This window comes from Kovacikia sp. CALU 1929, assembly GCF_056784235.1.
In genome coordinates, this window is sequence record NZ_JBXBCF010000049.1 from 89,929 (window position 1) to 110,999 (window position 21,071).

The 21,071-nt window shown below is 45.3% G+C and carries 20 protein-coding genes and 1 pseudogene; 7 read left to right on the forward strand and 14 right to left on the reverse strand.

Annotated features, from left to right (window positions below; genetic code table 11):
• Positions 1-22 precede the first annotated feature (22 nt).
• The 3 genes from AC1S52_RS04150 to AC1S52_RS04160 are packed head-to-tail and all read right to left on the reverse strand — an operon-like array spanning position 23 to position 1,476.
• Positions 23-898 (reverse strand): MFS transporter, encoded by an 876-nt coding sequence (locus AC1S52_RS04150; RefSeq protein ID WP_482027775.1) that lies wholly within the window; start codon positions 896-898, stop codon positions 23-25.
• A complete protein-coding gene (locus AC1S52_RS04155) occupies positions 899-1,204 on the reverse strand; it encodes a hypothetical protein (protein ID WP_482027776.1) in 306 nt (101 codons plus the stop codon).
• The gene (locus tag AC1S52_RS04160) at positions 1,198-1,476 is read right to left on the reverse strand and encodes a response regulator (RefSeq protein ID WP_482027777.1); all 279 of its coding nucleotides are present in this window, start codon (positions 1,474-1,476) and stop codon (positions 1,198-1,200) included. Before AC1S52_RS04160 ends, AC1S52_RS04155 begins: the two co-directional genes overlap by 7 nt.
• Before the next feature lie 327 nt (positions 1,477-1,803).
• Between AC1S52_RS04160 and AC1S52_RS04165 the strand changes: the two genes are divergently transcribed.
• Positions 1,804-4,458, forward strand: coding sequence for an efflux RND transporter permease subunit (locus AC1S52_RS04165; RefSeq protein ID WP_482027778.1), 2,655 nt, complete (start codon positions 1,804-1,806; stop codon positions 4,456-4,458).
• Here the strand turns inward: AC1S52_RS04165 and lgt are convergent.
• Positions 4,436-5,302 (reverse strand): prolipoprotein diacylglyceryl transferase, encoded by an 867-nt coding sequence (gene lgt / locus AC1S52_RS04170; RefSeq protein WP_482027779.1) that lies wholly within the window; start codon positions 5,300-5,302, stop codon positions 4,436-4,438. The two genes, AC1S52_RS04165 and lgt, sit on opposite strands and share 23 nt — an antisense overlap.
• Positions 5,303-5,655: 353 nt before the next feature.
• On the opposite strand from lgt, the gene crcB reads away from it, so the two are divergent.
• The gene (gene crcB / locus AC1S52_RS04175) at positions 5,656-6,039 is read left to right on the forward strand and encodes a fluoride efflux transporter CrcB (RefSeq protein ID WP_482027780.1); all 384 of its coding nucleotides are present in this window, start codon (positions 5,656-5,658) and stop codon (positions 6,037-6,039) included.
• A gap of 144 nt (positions 6,040-6,183) precedes the next feature.
• On the opposite strand, the gene AC1S52_RS04180 is transcribed toward crcB, so the two are convergent.
• Positions 6,184-7,485: an HhoA/HhoB/HtrA family serine endopeptidase gene (locus tag AC1S52_RS04180; RefSeq protein ID WP_482027781.1), complete on the reverse strand. Its 1,302-nt coding sequence runs from the start codon at positions 7,483-7,485 to the stop codon at positions 6,184-6,186.
• Between the two features lie 333 nt (positions 7,486-7,818).
• Positions 7,819-8,283, reverse strand: coding sequence for a hypothetical protein (locus AC1S52_RS04185; RefSeq protein ID WP_482027782.1), 465 nt, complete (start codon positions 8,281-8,283; stop codon positions 7,819-7,821).
• 57 nt (positions 8,284-8,340) lie between these two features.
• On the opposite strand from AC1S52_RS04185, the pseudogene AC1S52_RS04190 reads away from it, so the two are divergent.
• Positions 8,341-9,145: pseudogene (locus AC1S52_RS04190) on the forward strand (IS5 family transposase).
• On the opposite strand, the gene AC1S52_RS04195 reads toward AC1S52_RS04190, so the two are convergent.
• The 4 genes from AC1S52_RS04195 to AC1S52_RS04210 all read right to left on the reverse strand — a co-directional run bounded on the left by AC1S52_RS04195 (position 9,111) and on the right by AC1S52_RS04210 (position 12,343).
• Entirely contained in the window at positions 9,111-9,446 is a 336-nt protein-coding gene (locus AC1S52_RS04195; protein WP_482027783.1) for a hypothetical protein, read from the reverse strand. The pseudogene AC1S52_RS04190 and the gene AC1S52_RS04195 overlap by 35 nt on opposite strands.
• Positions 9,447-9,604: 158 nt before the next feature.
• Positions 9,605-10,939: a glycosyltransferase gene (locus AC1S52_RS04200; protein ID WP_482027784.1), complete on the reverse strand. Its 1,335-nt coding sequence runs from the start codon at positions 10,937-10,939 to the stop codon at positions 9,605-9,607.
• Positions 10,940-11,031: 92 nt separating this feature from the next.
• Positions 11,032-11,448 (reverse strand): response regulator, encoded by a 417-nt coding sequence (locus tag AC1S52_RS04205; protein ID WP_482027785.1) that lies wholly within the window; start codon positions 11,446-11,448, stop codon positions 11,032-11,034.
• A 220-nt stretch (positions 11,449-11,668) separates the two neighbouring features.
• A complete protein-coding gene (locus AC1S52_RS04210) occupies positions 11,669-12,343 on the reverse strand; it encodes a response regulator transcription factor (protein WP_482027786.1) in 675 nt (224 codons plus the stop codon).
• A gap of 115 nt (positions 12,344-12,458) precedes the next feature.
• Between AC1S52_RS04210 and AC1S52_RS04215 the strand changes: the two genes are divergently transcribed.
• From AC1S52_RS04215 to AC1S52_RS04230, 4 genes are all read left to right on the forward strand, one after another.
• Positions 12,459-13,862, forward strand: a complete 1,404-nt coding sequence (locus AC1S52_RS04215) for a sensor histidine kinase (protein WP_482027787.1) — start codon at positions 12,459-12,461, stop codon at positions 13,860-13,862.
• A 157-nt stretch (positions 13,863-14,019) separates the two neighbouring features.
• The gene (locus AC1S52_RS04220; protein ID WP_482027788.1) at positions 14,020-14,865 is read left to right on the forward strand and encodes a sulfite exporter TauE/SafE family protein; all 846 of its coding nucleotides are present in this window, start codon (positions 14,020-14,022) and stop codon (positions 14,863-14,865) included.
• A 1-nt stretch (position 14,866) separates the two neighbouring features.
• Entirely contained in the window at positions 14,867-15,256 is a 390-nt protein-coding gene (locus AC1S52_RS04225; protein WP_482027789.1) for a DUF1634 domain-containing protein, read from the forward strand.
• A 200-nt stretch (positions 15,257-15,456) separates the two neighbouring features.
• On the forward strand, positions 15,457-16,104 hold the full coding sequence (locus tag AC1S52_RS04230; RefSeq protein ID WP_482027790.1) for a DUF1345 domain-containing protein: 648 nt from the start codon (positions 15,457-15,459) through the stop codon (positions 16,102-16,104).
• On the opposite strand, the gene AC1S52_RS04235 is transcribed toward AC1S52_RS04230, so the two are convergent.
• From AC1S52_RS04235 to AC1S52_RS04250, 4 genes are all read right to left on the reverse strand, one after another.
• The gene (locus tag AC1S52_RS04235; RefSeq protein WP_482027791.1) at positions 16,105-17,790 is read right to left on the reverse strand and encodes a phosphatidylglycerol lysyltransferase domain-containing protein; all 1,686 of its coding nucleotides are present in this window, start codon (positions 17,788-17,790) and stop codon (positions 16,105-16,107) included. It abuts the gene before it with no gap.
• Positions 17,790-18,758, reverse strand: a complete 969-nt coding sequence (locus tag AC1S52_RS04240) for an alpha/beta hydrolase (protein WP_482027792.1) — start codon at positions 18,756-18,758, stop codon at positions 17,790-17,792. The genes AC1S52_RS04235 and AC1S52_RS04240 overlap by 1 nt, the downstream gene beginning before the upstream one ends.
• Positions 18,759-18,827: 69 nt before the next feature.
• A complete protein-coding gene (locus tag AC1S52_RS04245; RefSeq protein WP_482027793.1) occupies positions 18,828-19,598 on the reverse strand; it encodes a COG4705 family protein in 771 nt (256 codons plus the stop codon).
• A gap of 323 nt (positions 19,599-19,921) precedes the next feature.
• A complete protein-coding gene (locus AC1S52_RS04250) occupies positions 19,922-21,052 on the reverse strand; it encodes a VIT1/CCC1 transporter family protein (RefSeq protein WP_482027794.1) in 1,131 nt (376 codons plus the stop codon).
• Between the last annotated feature and the right edge of the window lie 19 nt (positions 21,053-21,071).

The following is a 21,071-nucleotide window of genomic DNA, read 5'->3' on the forward strand; positions in this document are numbered from 1 at the left end:
GTTGATTAGCAACACAATGATGTTATGGTCTCTCCCACCTATAAAAAAAGAGCAGCAGGGCGATCGCAGCCACTGCAAAAAAACTTCCAGCCCAAAAGGCGGCACCTGGATAAATCGCTTGCCACAAAAGACCGGCGAGTAGGCTAGCAGGTAGCAAAGCAATGCCTGTTGCCAAGTTCAGAAACCCAAATGCTGTTCCTCGAAGATGTGATGGAACTTCGTCCGCGACTAATGCCAACAACAATCCCTGACTCATCCCTGACTGTACCCCATACAAACCAAATAATCCCCAAATGTGCCAGGGAGCTTGAGCAACAGCAAAACCTAAATAAATCAGAGCATAGAGTGTCAGGCTACAAAGGAATAGTTTCTGCCGTCCAACTCGATCTGACAAAATACCTAGCGGGTAAGCGGAGAGTGAATAAGTCAAGTTCATAACAACTAACATCAGTGGCACATGTGGAATCGGAATACCAATTTGCTGTGCTCGCAGTAACAGAAAAGCATCGCTGGAATTCCCTAAGTTGTAAAGGAGTGCCGTTGCCACCAAAATCCAATAGCCTTTCCCCAGACTCTGTAACGTTGACCATTGCAAAGGGTTAGTTGGCTGATGACTCATGTTTGACTGTGGCTCTCTGATTCCAAGCACCAGTAAGCAAACAGCTACTATTCCTGGAAGCACTGCCACCCAAAACACCAATCGAAAATTCTGGGCAAACTGGGTGAGCAGCACAAATGCGATGAGCGGACCCAGAAGTGCGCCGATCGTATCAAGCGACTGGCGCAATCCATAAGCTGCTCCTCTATTCGTGGGATTGGTTACGTCGGCAACGAGCGCATCACGAGGGGCTACACGAATGCCTTTGCCCGTGCGATCGCCAAAGCGAGCCAGTAACACCTATTCTGGACTGGTTGCTAGGGCAAATAGTGGCTTAACACAAGTAGACAGTCCATAGCCTGCGATCGCCAATCCCTTACGATTTCCCCAGTAGTCGCTCAATACTCCTGAGAATACTTTCACGACTGAAGCGGTTGCCTCTGCGATTCCCTCAATTAACCCAACGGTGACTAAACTGGTTCCTAAGACCGATACCAGGAATGAGGGCAGCACCGAGTGGATCATCTCAGAACTGACATCTGTGAACAGGCTCACAAATCCCAGCATCCAGACATTTCGAGGAACTTTCCGAAGAGCCTTTACCATGAAAAACTATCCAAAAAAGATTCAACTGTTAGGAAAGCAAAAGGGATATCGGATGTCGTACCATCTTCTCTCAATTGCCTTAAAATTTCGTGTTCATTCAGTTGGAGCATATTAACGCCGCAAATAATCAAGTCAGGATGAAGTTCCTTCGCAATCTGTAAGCCTTGCAAACCATCTTTTGCTGTCGTAACATCATGCCCTTTTATTGTAAGCAAATCAGAAATCATCAGGCGGAAGAAAGGGTTGCCTTCAATGACAACGATTTTGTGCATTCTAAAGTCCTCATAAGCGATTTGTAAGCCAGTTGGCTAGAGATACTGAGAAACACACTTTGAGTAACTGATTTAGATGAATTAGACACTAACAGGAACCATTGGTTGGAAATTTCATTTATGTCAAGTCGAGGGGATTTTAGCGGCTAAATGTCAAGAACTGGGAAAGATACTCGATGGAGTATGATGTGAGATGTAACGATTGTTCGGTCTTTCCCAGTTCTTGACTTTCTTGTTCTATCGTTAGATGTCTAACTTGGACTCTTTTCAAGTTACTGCTGGCTGCATTTTATATACGCCAAGCTCGTGTATGTTTCAAGGTATCTAATGGTTCACCTTACTTCTCGCCAATCCTTGCGAGTGCGTTTTAACCTATCGCGACTAGCAATTCAATATCCCTGGTTTACATTTGGCTTCTGGATTGCTGTCATGATTGCGGGGCTACTGGCGTTTAGTTCTCTCAAGTATGCATTGTTTCCTGATGTTACTTTTCCGGTTGTTGTTGTGAATGCGACGGTTCCACCGACAAGCGCACCGGACACGATTATGAAGTTAACTCAACCCATTGAGCAAGATCTCCAGGTGCTGAAAAATCAGGGACTTGAAGATATGAAGTCCTCAACCTATCCGGGGCAGACGATTTTGCGGCTGTCTTTTGCGGTTGGAACTAGCCTGGAACAGTCTGCAAATCAGGTGAAAACGGTTCTTAAACAAGCTGTGTTACCTTCTGGAGCCACGTATCAAGTCACATCTATTGATCTGAATGAATCATCGGTGATCAGCTACGCCATCAAAAGTTCAAATCATACATTGCCACAACTAGTAGAAATTGCTCAGTCTAAAATTGTCCCTGAGATCGCTCACGTTCCAGGTGTGCTTCAGGTCAAGCTGCTAGGGGCACCTACGGGAACAGTGGTAAATTCTTCAACCCCTCAGAGTACTGCAAAAGCGATCGTGCAATCACCCGGAACCTCCGCTGTGCGGCTCGATCGTCAAGATGGGCTAGCAGTGGAGGTAATTAAACGTAAGGATGCCAATGCACTGGAAGTTGTTCAAGCGGTGGAAACGGTGGTGCAACAATTGCAGACGGAACAACCCGATGTGCGATTCAATTTAGCTGCGACTCAAGCCAAGTTCATTCGTGAATCCACCCAAGCAACTCTCGAAGCATTAGGTTTAGCGATCGCTCTATCAGTACTAGTAATCTTCTCGTTCTTGTGGAACTGGAAAGCGACGTTAATTTCTGCGTTAGCCATTCCCACCTCGTTGCTAGGCACCTTTATTGTCATGGCGACCTGTGGGTTCCGCCTAGAGACGATTACACTACTGGCACTGGCGCTCGTGGTTGGCATTATTGTCGATGATGCGATCGTGGATGTGGAGAATATTGCGCGTCATATTGAAGCAGGAGAGCCGCCTAAGCAAGCCGCAATCAATGCAACAGATGAAATTGGACTAACTGTGACTGCTGCCACCTTCGCGATCGTGGCTGTGTTTTTACCCGTTGGGTTCATCCAAGGTGTTTTAGGGCAGTTTTTTCGCCCCTTTGGAATTACGGTTTCTGCGGCAGTCATTATCTCACTCCTAGTAGCGCGGACGCTTTCCCCACTCCTCGCGGCTCACTGGCTGCGTTCAACGTCAAGTCATTCGCTCCAGGGTTTTGGTTTTAATATTCTTCCAGTTTATCAGTGGTTGCTGGGTTGGGCGTTGAAGCATCGAGCGATTGTAGTCGGTGTCGCGCTAATCAGTTTTATTGCTGGGATAGCATTGATTCCCTTTGTCCCAAAAGGGTTTATTCCTAGAATTGATCATGGTGAATTCACAATTACCTATACCATCCCTTTATCAGATTCAAACTTGGTTTCAGGTGCAGCAACTTCTGACGTGGATTCAACGACTTTAACTGCTTTGCCAATCAATCCCTTGAAAGAGTCTTTAGCCGTCGCAAAAACATTGGAAGCATTTGCATTCCAATCGCCGGAGGTTCAGTCGGTATTCACAACTATTGGGCAAGATGGTCAGCCTAATAAAGGAACGCTCTATGTGACCCTCCGACCTGATCGCATCACTAGCACCTCCGCCTTACAAGATCAGTTCCGCCGCCAGCGTCCAACCATTCCCCAAGTCGCTATCAATATCGAAGATCTTCCCATTATTGCTGCACCCGGCGAGAAACCGCTTCAAGTGGCACTGGTTGGGAATGATTCAAAAGTACTTCAGCAAACCGCAGAGGTGGTTAGACAGAGGTTGAGCGGTCTGGCAGGATTTAGCGATGTCATGATTTCGGGTGTAGCTAGTAAAAACGGCAGAATGCTGGAACTGAGCCGTCTCAACTCCCAGCCAGTTATTTATATCAATGCTGATCTGGAACAAGGGTTTGCACTGGGAGCCGCAACCGATCAGGTGGTCGAAATCGCCAACAGTCTTAAACCTGCAACCGTCTCAGTGAAGCTAGGTGGAGATTCTGCCAAAATGGCAGAAGTGTTTGACAGTTTTGGGGTAACGCTAGGGTTATCTATGGTGTGTATTTTGCTGGTGCTAGGACTACTGTTTCGCAGCAAAACCGATCCCCTGGTGATTGTGTTTTCACTGCCGCTTGCGCTCGTCGGAGCGTTGGTGGCAACCTTGCTAACTCGCAGTGAGTTTGGCATTATTTCTGTGATTGGCATTGTTTTTCTGCTGGGATTGACCAACAAAAATGCCATTTTACTAGTAGACTACACTAACCAACTGCGTCACACTGGATTATCTTGTATAGAGGCGATTTTACAAGCGGCACCTATTCGCCTGCGTCCCATTTTGATGACAACCACCGCCATGATTTTGGGAATGATGCCGATCGCCTTAGGGCTAGGTGCTGGATCTGAGCTACGTGCACCAATGGCGATCTCGATTATTGGTGGATTAATCACCTCTACTTTGCTCAGTTTACTTGTCGTTCCAGTAATCTACGCGCTGATTAGTGATCGATATGTTGATTAGTGATAACCACATCTGGTAATGGGCGATCGCGCCAATATAGCCACCCCAATCCTGCCAAACCCAGTCCAATGCCAGCCAGACTGACAACTTGGGCAATTCGCAACGGTCCTAGCATTAAACTATCCGTGCGTAATCCCTCAATCCAAAAGCGTCCCAAACTGTAACCCACTAAATACACCAAAAATATTGTGCCAACTTTCACGCTTGGCTTCGGCTCTAATGCTCGAAGGAACAGCACCATGAGAATTACAAACACCATGATGTTCCACAGTGATTCGTAAAGAAAAGTGGGATGAAAATAGCTGAATTGTTCGTACCCAGGTAGACGGTGCTCAGGCGGGATATAAAGCTTCCAGGGCAAATCTGTTGGACGACCAAAAGCCTCTGAATTGAAAAAATTGCCCCACCGACCGATCGCCTGTCCTAAAATCAACGAGGGTGCAACCAGATCAGCCAACTGCCAAAAGGAAATCTGTTTGAGCTTTGCAAAAATTAGAGCCGCAACCAATCCACCTAACACGGCTCCGTGAATCGCAATTCCACCCCGCCATATTTGCAGAATTTGGTCAGGGTGTTGGGCATAGTCCTGCCACTGAAATAGCACATAGTAAAGACGGGCAGATGGAATCGCTGTAATCACCAGCCAAATGACAAGTGTATCAATGAGGTCGGGCTTAATTCCCCGCAATTTTGCCAAATAGCGCGATAAGCTCACCCCAATAAGCACCGCTGAGGCAATTAATAGTCCATACCAACGAAGTTGCAGTCCGCCCCACTGGATGAAAAAAGGCCCGGGAGAAGTGAATTGAAAACCAAGTGAAGCAGGAAAGATGTCAAGCAGCATAAAAGCCTTATCTCAGATCTAATCACTTGCATAGGGTATCAGATAGTTCTTTTGAAAATCTCTCCCAGTCCCTTTCCATTAGACTTGTCGGGTAATAATAAGAAAAATGGCTGAAAACCTTGCTATGAAGGGGATACAGCCATTTTTGACGAAAATCGCTAGAATGCTTGCTGGATAAAGCTCTCAAGGGTTTTCGGGCTTATTTCCAGAAAACTCTAATGGCATCCCTAAACTAAAGCGGATCATTGCTCACAGTGAGCTAGCAAAAAAGAATTTTTCGCTAACCACAACAACGAAAATCCTGAGTTAACCCATCTGACGGAAGATAGAGGTAGTGTCACAGAAATCAAGTCATGGACAAGTTAGTTTGGATTGGAATCGGTGGTTTTATCGGCTCTGTTTGCCGCTATTGGGTCAGTAGCTATGTGCAACAAATTACCCGTAGCACGGGTTTTCCCTATAGTACCCTGACGGTTAATCTTGTGGGCTGTTTCTTCATCGGGTTGTTAGCGCATCTAGTAGATACACGCGGCATCCTATCTATTGAAATGCGAGCATTCGTGTTCATCGGCTTCTTAGGCGGATTCACCACGTTTTCAACCTTCGGCAATGAAACCCTAAATCTGTTCCGCAGTGGCTTAAATTTCCTAGCATTGGTCAACATTGGAGCACAAATCATACTCGGTTTAAGCACAGTCTGGGCAGGACGCGCTCTGGCTGACCTGATCTGGAAATGAGTTAACGATAACGGCGATCTCGCTTATACAATGAACAGACTCGATGGTTTTCGCAATCGCCCAAAAGTGAAAGCTGAATGTTTGCGATTGTTAGCCACACTAAAGTTAGACCCAGCTATTAATCCTGTCAGGTCAGTGTCAAAGTTAGGGAGATTGACTGAGTTGTGGTTGAGGTGCAGGCATTGAGGCTGTTTTGACTATCAATGACAAGGGTTGATTGCCGCGATATAGGCTGACTTGCAAATCATTACCGACTTTGCTTTGCTCCACAATTTGTTGCACTGAATTGGCATCCTTCATAACTTGTCCGTTGATTTTGTCAATCACATCCCCAGTGCGTAATCCTGCTGTTGCGGCTGGAGAATCTGTTATGACTTTGGCAACAAGTATACCCTGGCTGCGATCGACCGTCAGATTACTGTTTGGATCATTATTAATCTGCTTTTGAACATCAGGTGTCAATGCCACCATTTGAATTCCCAGGTAGGGATGTTCGACTTTGCCATTCGCAATTAGCTGATTTGCGATCGTCTTGGCTGTGCTGATGGGAATCGCAAAACCCAATCCCTGAGCACCCTGGATAATTGCAGTGTTCATCCCAATGACTTGTCCCTGAGCATTTAATAGAGGACCACCAGAGTTACCAGGATTGATTGCGGCATCTGTTTGAATAAAACTAACCCGCTCGTTTGGAACACCTACATCACCGCTAGAGCGACCTGTAGCGCTGATAATTCCAGATGTCACTGTGTTGTCCAAACCAAGGGGATTACCGATTGCGATCGCCCATTCACCTGGTTTCAGTTGGTTGGAGTTACCCAATGAGATGGTCGGTAAGTTGTCTGCCTGGATTTTAACGACTGCCACATCAGTGACGGGATCAGTTCCTACCACTTTTCCTTTAAACGTCCGTCCATCTTTAAGGGTCACTGTTACAGTATCGGCTCCATTGACGACATGGGCATTCGTTAAAACTTCTCCATTAGAGTTGATAATGAAGCCTGAGCCAATCCCTCGCACGATTTCCTTTGAGGGCGGCATTGGAATTTCAGCACCGAAAAATTGACGAAAAGAAGGATCGTTGAATACATCTGGAATTGGGTTATTAACCGTTTGGGTTGAGTCGATACGAACAACCGCTGGTCCTGCTTTATCTACAACCTGTGTGATGAAATTGGAAGAAGTTGACGATGGTGGACTGATAAGTGCTGAATTACCTGGAACGGATGTCAAAGCTGGTTGCTGAGGCGTAGAAAAGGGAGGATTTCCCGTTACCCAATAATTCGCAGCCACCACACCTCCAGCACCTAACACAACTAGACTGATGGAAGTCAATAGCTTCTTTTGGAAAAACCGTTTGCTTTTACGGTTCTGTTGGGGCGTTGAATCAAACTCAAGTGTACTGAATTGAAGTCCATTTTGAGATTCGTGATTCTCGGTTTTCATAGAATTGTTCTCCAGTGTTTAAGCCTAAGCCATTCAAGATCTTGAAGCGATTATTAGACTTAGTATTTAGTTAGACTATAGACAACAAAAGTCAAGAACTTGAAAAGAGTAAATAACCCCAGAAAAATTTGGCATTGCTTGGCTTCTGTTAACAGGTGATTATTAAATCCTTTTCGATCATTGTTAGTCTAAGAGGGTATTATGTCATTCTCATCGCGAAAATATGATAGGGTCGTGAACTTTCATCCTTTTTGCCGTTATCTGTTGAAGTGTTGTGACATAAAAGCGAGTAGTCCCCAACAATCAGTTGCTGGGGACGGGGGTGCCAGAGTTCTACACTGAAAGTTGAAACAGGTGTTGGAGATTGTTCACCTCAGCTAAAAGAGGAGTGGCAAGGAGGCTATATTCGGTTGGTGAAGTAGCGGTCTGAACGAGGGCAAAGAGAGTGTCATCAAACTTTTGAACTTGACTGAGAGCAGCATGAGTTTGAACTTCAGGGCGTAAGGTTGCCCATGTTTGTTGAATCTGATCAGCAACTGCTTTCAACTTAGTTGGATTGCTACGCTCTGACCAAATTTCCAGTTCTCGACTATAGTAGTCCAGCATTGCAACCTCTTTAGGTATTTGAGGTTCAGACGATATTGCTAATTGAGTTGCAATCATTGCTAATTGATTAGCCGTATCCATTGCTGAGTTCTGCCTTGCAATAATCAGGTTTTCTAAAGGCGTGATCAGTGAATCGAACTTAGCAAGTTCTATTTTACTGATCTCAGAATTGACCTTAAGAGATTGAGTCATTGTCTGGATTGATGCTAGAGCGTGTTATGAACTTTCAGGTTTCGTTACAGTAGGAGTATGAATCGAAAGCCATATCCTACAGATGTAAGCGATGGAGAATGGGCATTTGTCGCTCCATACCTAACTTTGATGACGGAAGAAGCTCCGCAACGAGAACATAGTCTACGAGAAGTGTTCAATGGACTACGATGGGTGATTCGCTCAGGCAGTGCTTGGCGCTTGATGCCCCATGATTTGCCGCCTTGGGCTGCTGTCTTATCAACAGACCCAACGATGGTTCAACGCAGGGGTATTTGAAGCCATCGTTGATGATTTGAGAGAGCTACTGAGGTTAGCAGTCGGACGCAATGAGCAACCGTCCGCAGTCATTCTCGATAGTCGCACCTTGCAGTCTACTCCTGAGAGTGGTGGACGGGGTGGATATGACGGTGGTAAGCGTAAAAAAGGGAGTAAAGTTCACATTGCTGTTGATACATTGGGATACTTGTTGGGACTCGTTGTGACTCCAGCGAATGAACAAGACCGAGCACAAGTACAAGAACTCGCGCAACAGGTGCAAGACATGACTGGGGAGACGGTTGAAATTGCCTTTGTGGACCAAGGGTATAGCGGAGAACAAGCGGCTCAGGATGCAGCAGCAGAGGGAATTCAATTGGAAGTGGTCAAGCTCCCGGAGGCGAAGAAGGGATTCGTACTCCTACCGCGTCGGTGGGTAGTGGAGCGAAGTTTTGCTTGGACTGGTCGATTCAGACGGTTGGCAAGAGACTATGAACGATTACAGGAAACGCTGGTTGGCTTACATCTGGTTGCCTTTGCCATTCTTATGCTTAGACGGTTTGTTGAGTTGGCAGAAAGTTCATAACACTTTCTAGATGCTTGTTTGCTTCTGCCCAGTTGCCTGCTTTTACAAAGCTATAGATAGTTTTGGCAGAGCCTGCCATCTGCTTGAGTGTTGAAAGTTTATCGTCAACTGGTGAAGTAGAGCGATCGCTCCCTCTTCCTAAAGTTGCTTCTTCAGACTTTGAATTTTCGTCCACATCACGCACTTCAGCACTTTGCTCTTCAGACGTTGATGGATCGGCAGATACGGGCTGTACTGACGTGTTCAGGGTGAAAATTCCAGCCAATAGAATGATTGTAATCAGGTTGATTCTGAATTTCATGATGAGATAAACTCCTTGATGACATCTCTGTGAATTCATCGGTTTAGCCATATGAACGGAGGTGGTCTAACGCTCCTGCTGAGGGGCTTCAAATAATCTTGGCAACTCAATCACAATAATTTTGTAGCCCGCTCTAACAAGAACGTTAGCTGGAGTGCTTACCTAATGCCGATTGAAATGTGATTCTGAGCCACTTTTAGTTTTTCTGCGAGTGCGACAGAACGATAGAGGTCATGCATTTGGATCGATACAGCAGTATAGCTGAAGCGTGACCTGACCCAATGCTCGCCTGCCAGCCCATAAATACACCAACGGGTGGGATTCGCGATCGCGTCCCAAATGGCGGTTGATAGAACGTCTGGGTTGAAAGGAGGCACTAATAGTCCAGTATGACCATGTCTTACTACGTAGCGCAGTTCCCCAATCTCACTTGCAATTACCGGGGTTCCCGCTGCCATCGATTCCAATGCGACCAAACCCGATGCTCCATGATAATTGGGTATCACGCACACATTCGCTGCCGCATAGTAGGTGGGTAACTGCGATCGCGGTACTGTTTCAACGAAGACAACTTGGTCCTCCAGGTCCATTTGCTTGACTAGAGTTTTGATAAACTCCTGCTCCCCAACATCAGCCGTATCTTCATTGCTGTTGCTAACCAGGTAGACCTGAAAAGGCTTTGGTAAAAGAGCGCAAGCTTCTATCAGAGTATCAACCCCCTGAAGCAAACCAAACTGCCCCACATGAAGAATCAAGCGTTCCTCTAACGAGATGCCTAACTGATGGCGAGCGGCAACCCGTGAGCGTGAACCAAAATGTTGAGTATCGACACCGTGGGGAACCACTTTGATTTGTCCACAAGAGTTTATTGTCTGGTGTAACTCTACGACATCTAGAGGACTAGTCGCGACAATGCAGTCGGCTTTCTCTAAACACGACTGCTCTATACTGTGGCGAATGGACATAGTGTGGGCGGTTTCCTGCCACAAATATTTCAAAGCGCTGAGCGCATAGCTAGTATGCACGAGCGGCAACTGCAACCGATTTCGTAGTTGCAGCCCCACCCAGCCAGAGAGCCAGTCACTAGTTTGAAATAGCACATAATTTCGACTTGATCGATGCTGAAAATCTAACCAGGCATCCACAAAGGCGGGAAGATATTCTAGTGCCTGATGGTAAGGAACCCGCTTTACAGGACCCGCAGTTAGCCGAATGACTCGATATCCTGGTTGATGTTCTATAACTTGAGGTTGATTGGGATATTCTTGGCGAGTAAATAAATCTACTTGACATCCTTGCTTTGCCAGAGCCAACCCCAGTTGATGCAGATAAAGGAATTGCCGATCCATTTCATCCGTATCAAGCTCTGATTGAACACCACTCTGAATAGCAAGAAAGGCATAGACTGGTTGAGTTGATTGTGCGATCGCAGAACTCACTGAAGAACTCAGTTCTAAATCGCTAACTGCGTCATGTTGCACGGTAGTAGTCATCTTTGTTGTACCTCTAAACTTGATTGAGCAATTAAATCAGGTTAGGGCGAGTACTTAACCCCTGCTGATTAAGGACTAAGTACTCACATCCTCTATGACAAGGAACACGCTACAATCTCAGCTTTGTTGGTCACTGGAGACTGCTGTCTAGCAAGTTGTTGCTGAATTGAGTGTATTAACTTAGCGGAATTTACAGGCTTGCTCAAACAATCATCCACATTTAATTGTTTGCTTTTGAGTTGAAGAGGCACATTGGGTTCAGCCGTGAGAAAAATAACTGGAATTTTGGCAGTGTTTACATCTTCTCGAAGCACCTCTAGGAAGGCATAGCCATCCATCCCTGGCATATTGACATCCGTGAGGACTAAATCAGGATTAGACTGTCGAACAGCTTCTAGTCCTGCTTTGCCATTGCAAGCGCACTCAGTTTGATAGCCAAATGCTTCTATGAATTCGCAGAGTAAACTCTGCATATTGCTGTTGTCTTCAATCACCAAAATCTTTGACATAATTCCTCCTAAATTATTGCTTCTGCAATGATCTCAGTGTTCAAAACTGAAGTAGAGATCCGGGTTGCACATTTCATTGATTGGAAACCTGGTGATGAAACGAATGTCTTGAACACTTACCCATTTAGATTAACGAGTGGGAATTGAGATTCTTGACAGAACGTGTGCAGGAATTGTGCAGATTCTTCTTTGTCGTTGAAGGAACGATTTTTAGGCGTAACTAAATCTGTTTGAGCCGGTATCCAACACCATGTACAGTTTCGATCAAATTTTCAGGTGCTCCAGCCTCTTTGAGTTTCTGCCGTAAGCCGCGAATATGAGATCGCACCGTTTCCTCAGTAGGGGAGTCTTCCAGTGACCAGAGTCGCTCAATAATTCCTGATCGACTCAAGACTCGCCGACCATTTGCAATCAGTAGTTCTAATAAAATAAATTCTTTGGGGGTGAGCAGTAGTGGCTGATTAACATAGACAGCCTCATGGGTATTTGCATTTAGACACAGGTTGCCCCAACTCATACCGGGAGTTTCTATGGCACTCCCCCGCCGTAAAAGTGCCCGTACCCGTGCCATTAACTCAGGCATTTCAAAGGGCTTGACCATGTAGTCATCTGCCCCTGCATCTAACCCTGTTATCTTGTCAGAGAGCATATCGCGTGCGGTTAACATGAGTACAGGCAGCTTGGTGTTCTGCGATCGCAATCGTTGGCAAAAGCTGATGCCATTCAGCTTCGGTAAGGTTACATCTAGCACAATCAAGTCATAATCTGCCGTTTGTACCCATTCCCAAGCATCTTCTCCATCCTGAGCTGCATCCACTACATACTGACAAGCCGTGAGTGCCTCTTGCAGCATTGCGGCTAACCGGAGATCGTCCTCTACGACTAAAATACGCATTACCCGCTACTCCTAATTCATGCCGAGAGTTTTCATCATCAGCCGACAGCTATCTTAGCGCAACGATAACTCAAACCATGACCAACAGTGCTTTATCGTAACGAGTGAGAAATTTATGAAACTATCGAGCGAAGCAAAATGGATGACCGGAGCTTTTGGTCTAGCAATGTTGCTGACTGGATTTTCTAGCTTCATCTCCTATCAAAATACGACCCAGCTAATGAGAAATACCCATAGGGTAGAACATACTCGCATGGTGCTGATTGGCTTGACTGATATTGTTGCCACAATGCTCAGTGCAGACACAGAACGTCGAAACTATCTTCAATTTAAAGAAAAGGAAGATTTAAATGATTACAACATGGCTATCCAAACCCTTGACAGCCATATCCATCAGTTGCGCTTGGAGAAGCTGGATGATCCAGCGCAACAACAAAGATTGACGGTACTGGAGTCTTTAGTCACCCAATGGCGCTCTAGTCTGGATCAGCCTCTTCGTTCAGACCAACAAAATCAAGCACCAGTTTTAACATCTGACACTTTACGAAATCAGAGCCAACAGTTTCGCACTGAAATTCAGCAGATGATTGATGAAATGCAAACCAGTGAAACGGATCGGTTGCAGCAGTGGATCAAACAGGTTCAGAAGAACACGCACTACCAAATTTTGACTGAAATCTCCAGCACGATTTTAAGTTTTTCCATTCTTGTGGGGACGGTTGGGTTACTTCATCGACAAATGATAAAACGCCAACAAGCGGATATAAAGCGTCAGCAGGCGGAATCATATCAGCGTACTTTGGCTCAAGAAAAGGAACTTAGCGAACTGAAGGTACGCTTTTTTTCAATGGTGTCTCATGAATTTCGGACTCCTTTAAGCCTTATTTTGGGTTCGGCACAATTACTCACGACGGGAAATGATTATAACTGGCTATCAGAACAAAAGAGGAATAACTTGGAACGTATTCAATCTGCTGCTCGTAACATGAATCAGTTGCTCACAGATCTGCTTACCATTACTAGAGCAGATGCTGGAAAACTAGAGGTTTCTCCAAAATTGATGGATGTGGAATCGTTTTGTCTAAACTTAATTGAAGATCTCAAAATTTTAAGTGAGCCAAGCCACCGTATAGAATTTATTAGCCTAAAGTATTGCCCTCCTGCTTGTTTAGATGAGAAGTTACTATATTCAATTTTCAGTAATTTACTATCGAATGCAATTAAGTATTCACCCGAAGGAGGCATTATTCAGTTTAAGTTAGATTGCACGTCCCAAGTAATTATTTTTGAAATCAGAGATCAGGGAATTGGTATTCCAGTAGAAACTCAACAGAATTTGTATGAACCCTTTCATCGTGCTAGTAATGTCGGAATGATTTCTGGAACCGGACTGGGATTAGCAGTGGTAAGAAAATGTTTGGATCTACATCAAGGGGAAATTTTTGTGGAGAGCAATGTTGGAGTTGGAACAATGGTCATGATTCGTATTCCCTTGGTGTTTAAGCCAGCCAAGAACTAAACCGAATATGCCTAAAGTATGAGGCTGAGGTTAATGTGTGTTTAATATCTTATTAAGTTTAAAGTGTTCTGTTTACTAGGGAATAAAGCTTTTCTGAATAGACATTTCAGTCCAGTTCTGAGAGTATGTTGGCAAGTTTAATGAATTGACCAGGGTGATGCCACAGTTAACTGTTTTCGGACTTACAGTATTGCTTGCTCTGGGTTCAATTGGGGCAGGTTTTCTAGGTGCTCTGACTGGACTAGGGGGCGGTGTTGTCCTGGTGCCGTTACTGACTCTCGTTTTTGGAGTAGATATTCGTTATGCGATCGGCGCTTCTCTAATTTCGGTGATTGCGACCTCTTCAGGAGCCGCTGCTGCTTACGTCAAAGAAGGCTACACCAATATCCGAATTGGGATGTTTTTGGAAGTGGCAACAACGATTGGTGCTTTAGTGGGTGCATTTCTGGCAGCTAAACTATCCACATCAGTCATAGCAGTAATCTTTGGTGTTGTCTTGCTGTATTCTGCCTATCTCTCTAACAAACGCCATCATGATCATCCACTTGATGTCCAACCTGATCCGATCGCAACTCGCCTACGGCTGGATGGCACCTATCCCACACCTGAAGGATCACAATCCTATCATGTACAACGTGTTCCCCTGGGATTTAGCTTGATGTTCACCGCAGGAACCTTATCTGGCTTGCTGGGCATTGGCTCAGGAGCCGTTAAAGTCTTGGCGATGGATCAAGTCATGCAGCTTCCATTTAAGGTATCAACTACCACCAGCAACTTTATGATTGGGGTGACAGCCGCAGCGGGTGCAGGTGTCTATTTAAGTCGAGGTTATATTGATCCTGGTTTGTCGATGCCTGTAATGTTAGGTGTGTTGGCAGGGTCGCTGTTGGGGGCGCGAACGCTGGTTTACACTAGACCGCAACTGCTCCGTAAGGTCTTTAGTGTGGTTATTTTTATTTTGGCAATTCAGATGATTTTCAATGGCTTAACTGGCAGGTTGTGAAATGCGTAGACGGACTCAAACATGGAGTGATGAACGGATCGAGCAAACCGTTGGGAACCTGCTCCGATTTGGAGTGCTATTGGCGGCTGGAGTTGTTGCATTGGGTGGTGTTCTGTACTTATTTCGTTACGGCAACATGACTCCGGACTATCATGTTTTTCGAGGTGAACCGCTGAGCTTACGATCTCCCACAGGTGTTGTCTCAGATGCCTTGATGCTCAAACGACGAGCACTCATTCAACTGGGTTTGTTGCTATTAATTGCGACTCCGATTGCACGGGTTACTTTTTCAGCGATCGCATTTTGGAAACAGCGAGACTATCTTTATGTAGCAATTACACTGGTTGTACTAGGAATCTTGTGCGTTAGCCTAACTGGGATGGCAATTTGAGAAATTCGATTGGGATATGTTGTGTGCAGTCAAGCATTCACTCTGCACTAACAAAACGCTTTTCAGTAGCACTTATTCACTTGGCTTGAAGTTGTCGAGATTGCGCTCACCCGGAGGATGATACCGATGCTGGTAGAAGCCATCATTTGATTATGTACTTACTGTGGAGATAGTGAGCTTCTGGAAGGAGTGCGATTTTGATGACTGGTCTCAATGCCCGAACTCGGTTGTTGGTTGCGATCGGGGTTGGAGTTTTTGTTTTTATTCTTCTACCACCTTGGATGCATCTAGCTGCACGTATCCTCTGCGCTTGGGATGCCTGGATGGTTTGTTTTTTGGCACTCACCTGGACGGTTATGTTAAAAGCAACCCCCAAGTCGATGCGGCAAACTGCCCAGCAGCAAGATCCGAGAAGAGTGATAATCCTCAGTCTGATTACAACGGCAGCCTGTGTCAGTTTGTTGGCGATCGGCTTTATGCTCAACAGTGCCAAAGGAGCGCCTCAATTGACTTTGATTTTTTATGTTGCCATTGCAGCATCGACTATTGTTGGTTCCTGGTTGTTAGTGCATACGATATTTGCCTTGCACTATGCACATGGTTATTATGGGGACGGTAGAGACTTGACTGAGATTGCAGCAGGGTTGGAATTTCCAGAGGATCGCCAACCTGATTACTGGGACTTTCTCTATTTCTCGTTTGTCATTGGTATGACCAGTCAGGTATCGGATGTTGCCATTTCTTCTATGCCGTTGAGAAGACTAGCACTCCTGCATGGCATTCTGTCATTCTTCTTCAATACAACAATCCTGGCAATGAGCATCAACATCATTGCAGGATTAATTTGATCAGGTGCCTGGTTTCAGATAGTCAAGCAAGCGATCGCCCGAATCTGCCCGGACCAACCCAACCACAACATCGGGTAACGTTGCCCAACCTGGATAGGCAAGATAGCGGGGTTCCCATCGAGGATGGAATTTTTCCTTAAAGTTGTGTAATCCCTGAAAATTGTAGAATTGATTTAAGTGATTAGATAAATAATGCAACGCCTTTTCCGCTCGTTTAGAATTGGGAGCTTCCCCCACTCCTGCTAATGGGGAAAGACTAAAGTTAAATCGCTCCCATCCCTGCTGCTGTAGACATTGTAAAACTGATACAAAAAGACATTCCATTGTGCCATTGGGAAGATTACTTCGATAGCGCATTAAATCAACGGTGACTTCTGATTGATGATAACCCGACATCATACTAATAAATGCGACTGCTTCTCTTTCTGGGTTATACATAGCACCAATCAAACATTCTCGTAAGTATTCAGTATCAAACCAACCGATGGAAAACTGCTTTTCCGCGCCCTGCTTGTCTTTAAGCCATTCATTACTAATGGGTTTTAGCTGTTGCAGTAATTCGTCGGAAATCGGCGGCTGATGTACTTGAATAACATAACCTGATTTGCTTAATTTATTGAGGGCAGTTCTAAGGTTCTGATTTGATTTTCCTTTCAGCGAAAATGTCTTGAGATCGACGATCGCCTCTTCTCCAACTTGTAAGAATTGGAATCCTAGTGAGTGGTATAAATCAAGTTGAGAGGGTGAAATTTCGTAAAATGCGGCAAACCAATCGTTGCGATTGCAAAACTGTTGAAAGCTAATAATTGTTTCTTGCCGATCTGCGATTGGACCAATCGGATCACCAAGTGCGATCGCAGCACGCCCCTTTGCCACATACGCCACAACGGTTTGATTGGACGGGCTGAAGTAATAAGCTTTATCCTTCAATAAGGACAATCGTGCCAGGGAGGTTTGTCCATGTTGGTCAATAATCTCTCTAGCATGTTGTCTAGCGGCAGCAGTTGCTGGGTCACCTCGTAACAATACTGGACGCAGCAGCATGAATAGAGCAACGGCAAGCGTTACAGCACCCACTATGTAGATAGAATCGGCAAAAAACGTGGCAAACCGTCCCTGAGGTTCCAGTCCAGCATTATCTTCTGTGAAGAACATTGCCAGCGTTTGGAGAATCGACTGGGTAAAACCAAAATTGACAGGCTTACCATCGACATTGAAATGTCCATCTAAGATGTAAAAGCCTGCTGTCCCGTATGCCAGAGTGAAGATCAGTGCTGCTAGTAAAACACGTACTCCTTGAGCAATGGATGGGCGATCGGATCGAGCAGTAAAGACATGCCGCATCAACAGAAGCTGAGTGAGCAGTAGGGCTGAAAGGATTCCCTCTTCGTAGTCTAATCCTTTGATCAGGTTACTGAAGATGGAGACAACCAGCAAACCAATTGTGATCAACCAGGCAATGCGCTTACGGCGTAGTAAATAGGCAGCAAGTACTAACAGAATAAAGCCGCTGAGTGCCGCGAATAAATGTCCACTTGCTCGGATGGAGAAGGGAAAGATTTCTCGCAATATTTCTACCCGTTCTGGCACGCTAGGAGTGACTGCCGATAATAAATTAACAATACCAACTGCTGCTGTGAGTAAAACAGTAGCCCAAAGTCCAATTCTAGTTCGACGTGTCAACATTAACAGGTTCCCGGATTGAAGTTAGTTTTAGAACGGTTTGGTATTGAAGTGTAAGATTCGCTTGGTTGACTCAACGTTGTTTTAAACTGCTGACCGACGTAGCTCAACGAATTAGACAAATGTTTGTGCCAGTAATTCCAACCTGTATCACTGCCAATAATGCCATGGCCACCGGGAAACTCGTTAAATTGATTAGTAATTCCTAACTGATTTAAGCGTTGATGGAATTCTTGGGATGAAGCTAAAAACTCTCCATCTTGTTGTCCAGCATCTAGATAAATCCGTAGTTGTTTTTGCATTACTACAGGGAGTTGCTGCACAAGATCAAGCGGACTATTATTTAAACCACTTTTGCTGGTGAAGTAACCACTGTGGCTAAACATGATATTAAAGTGATTGACGTGGTGTAAGCCAATGTTTAGGGCACCCCACCCTCCCGATGACAATCCACCGATCGCCCAAAGTGCTGGATCATCAAACGCGCGGTAACGCGATTTCACCACCTTGACCAGTTCTGAACCAATTAAAGTACCAACCTTGCCATTAGCTCCGTCGTAATAGTCAGGGTCCCAAAAGGGGCTACTCCCTCGCTGGTCATTCCCATCTGGGGTAATCACGATCGAGGGTGGAAGCTTTCCTTCCTGGTACAAATCATGGAGTACAGAGGTTAGTAGGGCTTTATCCTGATAATCTCGTTCACTTCCGTGTCCACCATGAAGTAGAACAATTACTGGATAACGTTTCTCCGGATGTTGGTGGTAGCCAGGTGGCAAAATCAAGCCATAGTTTCGAGCTGATTGCATTGCCTGACTATTGAAGGCTTCTACTTGAAATTGTAAGCCTGTATTTTTCTCAGCTTGAGGTGCGTCAAACTGGGGTGCGCCTGCAACAAACACATACCAGTAACTGCTAGTGCCCAACACCACTAGCACACCAAGACACACCACGACCAGTCGAGAAAATTTCACAAACACTCTTCTATCATTGCCACAATGCTACAACCATATTGACAAATTCTAAAACCAAGCGTTGCCGAATTAGCGTTTAGCTGTGTCTTTTCGGCTCAAGGTCAAGTAAACAATCAGGCTCACGATGATGGAGAGGAAAAGCATACTGGTTCCAACTGTGCCAAAGTCGAGTCCTCCTTTTGCTGTAGGTTGCGACAGGAAGTCGCCTGTGGATGCTCCTAGAGGACGGGTTAGAATGTAGGCTAGCCAAAATGCTAGCACTTCGTTTAAGCGGAAATAGTAGTAGCCAATGGCAACGGCTGCAATTAAAGCACTAAACACCAATGCGGATGGTGCATAACCCAGTCCTGCTGCTTCGGCTAGAAGGTCTCCTGCTGACGTGCCTAAAGCAAAGGTAAACAGAATAGCTGCCCAGTAAAATAGCTCTCTTTTAGCAGTGCGAATGGAGTGCATTGCTAGTGTTCTTTCACGTAAGTACCAAGTGGTAAAAACTGTTATCAAGATGGTGCTAAAGACAATTGTGGTTGTTACCAAGCTGACTCCAAGATCGTCTACTAACTTGTCAGAAATTAAGGTGCCAACGACGCTAACCAAAACAACTACAAGCCAGTAATTTGCTGGAACATACCGTTTGAGTCTAAATTGGTTTAGCAGTGCAAGCAGCAACAAACTACTCATAAGGTATGCTGTAACGGTTAAGCCAAGGTTCAGCGTTGTTGACAAATAATCTGCTGCTGTTTCGCCGACTGTTGTTGCCAAAACCTTGATAATCCAGAAGTAAACGGTAACTTCTGGAACTCTAGTCAATGCCTTCGGAACTTTATCTAAAGTCTGTTCCACGGTACTTCTCCTGGAAATATTTTCAATAGCATCCGGCTCATTTGCAAGCTCAGAGTAGTGCAAATGTATGTCTAACTAGAAAAGCTTGAAAGTTTCTAAGTTACGTTTGACTATAGGGAGCGATCGTCAAGAACTCGAAAAGATTAGGCAGTAAGCTGATGCCTGAGAATTGACAGAGAGTTTGTAGCAATAGCTAAATTGGAGCAAACCTTTCTAGTTTTGTAATTGTGCATCAAGCATTGGTGGAGAATGTCTTGTTGTGTGGCACTCTCTGTATCGATTGGCTCAAGAAAAATATCATTTACTGGCATAGAATTTGGCATTTATCCACCCAGTGAAACTCCTAGGAAGCGTCCAGTACCAAAGGTAATACCAGCCGCAACCAACCCAAACAAAACTTGGCGAATACCTGAAAATAAAACACTACGTCCAGTTAATAGCGTGATACCTGCACCGATGAGAAACAATGCTAAACCACTAAGTAATAAAGTTGCCCACAGCGCGATCGTGCCCTGCAAAAACAGAAACGGGATGATGGGAATAATTGCTCCGATCGCGAACAGAACAAACGAAGTCATTGCCGCGATCCATGCAGATCCACCTAACTCACTAGGATCTATTCCTAATTCCTCGCGTGAGAGAGTGTTCAGTGCCATTGCTTGATTCTGCATGATTCGAGCTGCTAAAGTCCGTGCTTGGGCTGTAGGTAATCCCTTTGCTTCATAAATTAGCGCAAGTTCCTCTTCCTCTTCTGCTGGTGCTTCTTCTAGCTCTTGCCGTTCAATCCGAATTTGCCGCTCATACAGTTCGCGAGAACTCTGGACAGAGAGCCATTCTCCCAACGCCATTGAGCAAGCACCTGCCAGTAACCCAGCAAATCCAGTAAGTAAAATCGCTTGTTCCGAAGAATTTGCTCCTGCCACACCCATGACTAAACTCAGATTAGACAATAGTCCATCGTTTGCGCCTAAAACAGCGGCTCGTAGTGTGTTACCGCTGGTAGCGCGATGGCGACCTTCCATCTGTGCAACGCTACTGCCTTCCATTCCAGCATCCGAGATACGAGTGATCGCACTGAGTAGTCGCGCATGAGACCGCTCTTGATTGGGGAGGGGGGTATCGTGAGTGTCAGATTGCTGATGGTAAGTATGGCTGTCTACCTGTTCCATTGCGTTGATTGTTGGTAGAACGAATTGGGAACCAAGCCACTTCGCGAGTTGTGCCAGAACCTTAGTTCTCCAAGTAATTCTTCGTCGAGGAACGGGATAGTTGATTTGGAGCAATTTTTCTTGCCAAAATTGAGCATGGTCTTCCTCTGTTTGTGCGAGACGACGGTAGACCTCTGCCAAAGCAGGTTGAGTTTCTGCTTCGGCAAGAACACGATATAGGTAGGCACTATTGATTTCGTCTTGCCAATTCTCTAAGTAACGAGTGATTTGACGTTGGTCCACCATGTTTTGAGCAACTTGTTGA

What these genes read in the sequence shown, in the direction of transcription:
- AC1S52_RS04225 (WP_482027789.1), top strand. Translation starts at nt 14,867, where the DNA reads ATGCGTAGACGGACTCAAACATGGAGTGATGAACGGATCGAGCAAACC.
- AC1S52_RS04250 (WP_482027794.1), bottom strand. Translation starts at nt 21,052, where the DNA reads ATGGTGGACCAACGTCAAATCACTCGTTACTTAGAGAATTGGCAAGAC.
- AC1S52_RS04210 (WP_482027786.1), bottom strand. Translation starts at nt 12,343, where the DNA reads ATGCGTATTTTAGTCGTAGAGGACGATCTCCGGTTAGCCGCAATGCTG.
- AC1S52_RS04180 (WP_482027781.1), bottom strand. Translation starts at nt 7,485, where the DNA reads ATGAAAACCGAGAATCACGAATCTCAAAATGGACTTCAATTCAGTACA.
- AC1S52_RS04155 (WP_482027776.1), bottom strand. Translation starts at nt 1,204, where the DNA reads ATGGTAAAGGCTCTTCGGAAAGTTCCTCGAAATGTCTGGATGCTGGGA.
- AC1S52_RS04160 (WP_482027777.1), bottom strand. Translation starts at nt 1,476, where the DNA reads ATGCACAAAATCGTTGTCATTGAAGGCAACCCTTTCTTCCGCCTGATG.
- crcB (WP_482027780.1), top strand. Translation starts at nt 5,656, where the DNA reads ATGGACAAGTTAGTTTGGATTGGAATCGGTGGTTTTATCGGCTCTGTT.
- AC1S52_RS04220 (WP_482027788.1), top strand. Translation starts at nt 14,020, where the DNA reads ATGCCACAGTTAACTGTTTTCGGACTTACAGTATTGCTTGCTCTGGGT.
- AC1S52_RS04205 (WP_482027785.1), bottom strand. Translation starts at nt 11,448, where the DNA reads ATGTCAAAGATTTTGGTGATTGAAGACAACAGCAATATGCAGAGTTTA.
- AC1S52_RS04235 (WP_482027791.1), bottom strand. Translation starts at nt 17,790, where the DNA reads ATGTTGACACGTCGAACTAGAATTGGACTTTGGGCTACTGTTTTACTC.
- AC1S52_RS04195 (WP_482027783.1), bottom strand. Translation starts at nt 9,446, where the DNA reads ATGAAATTCAGAATCAACCTGATTACAATCATTCTATTGGCTGGAATT.
- lgt (WP_482027779.1), bottom strand. Translation starts at nt 5,302, where the DNA reads ATGCTGCTTGACATCTTTCCTGCTTCACTTGGTTTTCAATTCACTTCT.
- AC1S52_RS04230 (WP_482027790.1), top strand. Translation starts at nt 15,457, where the DNA reads ATGACTGGTCTCAATGCCCGAACTCGGTTGTTGGTTGCGATCGGGGTT.
- AC1S52_RS04215 (WP_482027787.1), top strand. Translation starts at nt 12,459, where the DNA reads ATGAAACTATCGAGCGAAGCAAAATGGATGACCGGAGCTTTTGGTCTA.
- AC1S52_RS04200 (WP_482027784.1), bottom strand. Translation starts at nt 10,939, where the DNA reads ATGACTACTACCGTGCAACATGACGCAGTTAGCGATTTAGAACTGAGT.
- AC1S52_RS04185 (WP_482027782.1), bottom strand. Translation starts at nt 8,283, where the DNA reads ATGACTCAATCTCTTAAGGTCAATTCTGAGATCAGTAAAATAGAACTT.
- AC1S52_RS04165 (WP_482027778.1), top strand. Translation starts at nt 1,804, where the DNA reads ATGGTTCACCTTACTTCTCGCCAATCCTTGCGAGTGCGTTTTAACCTA.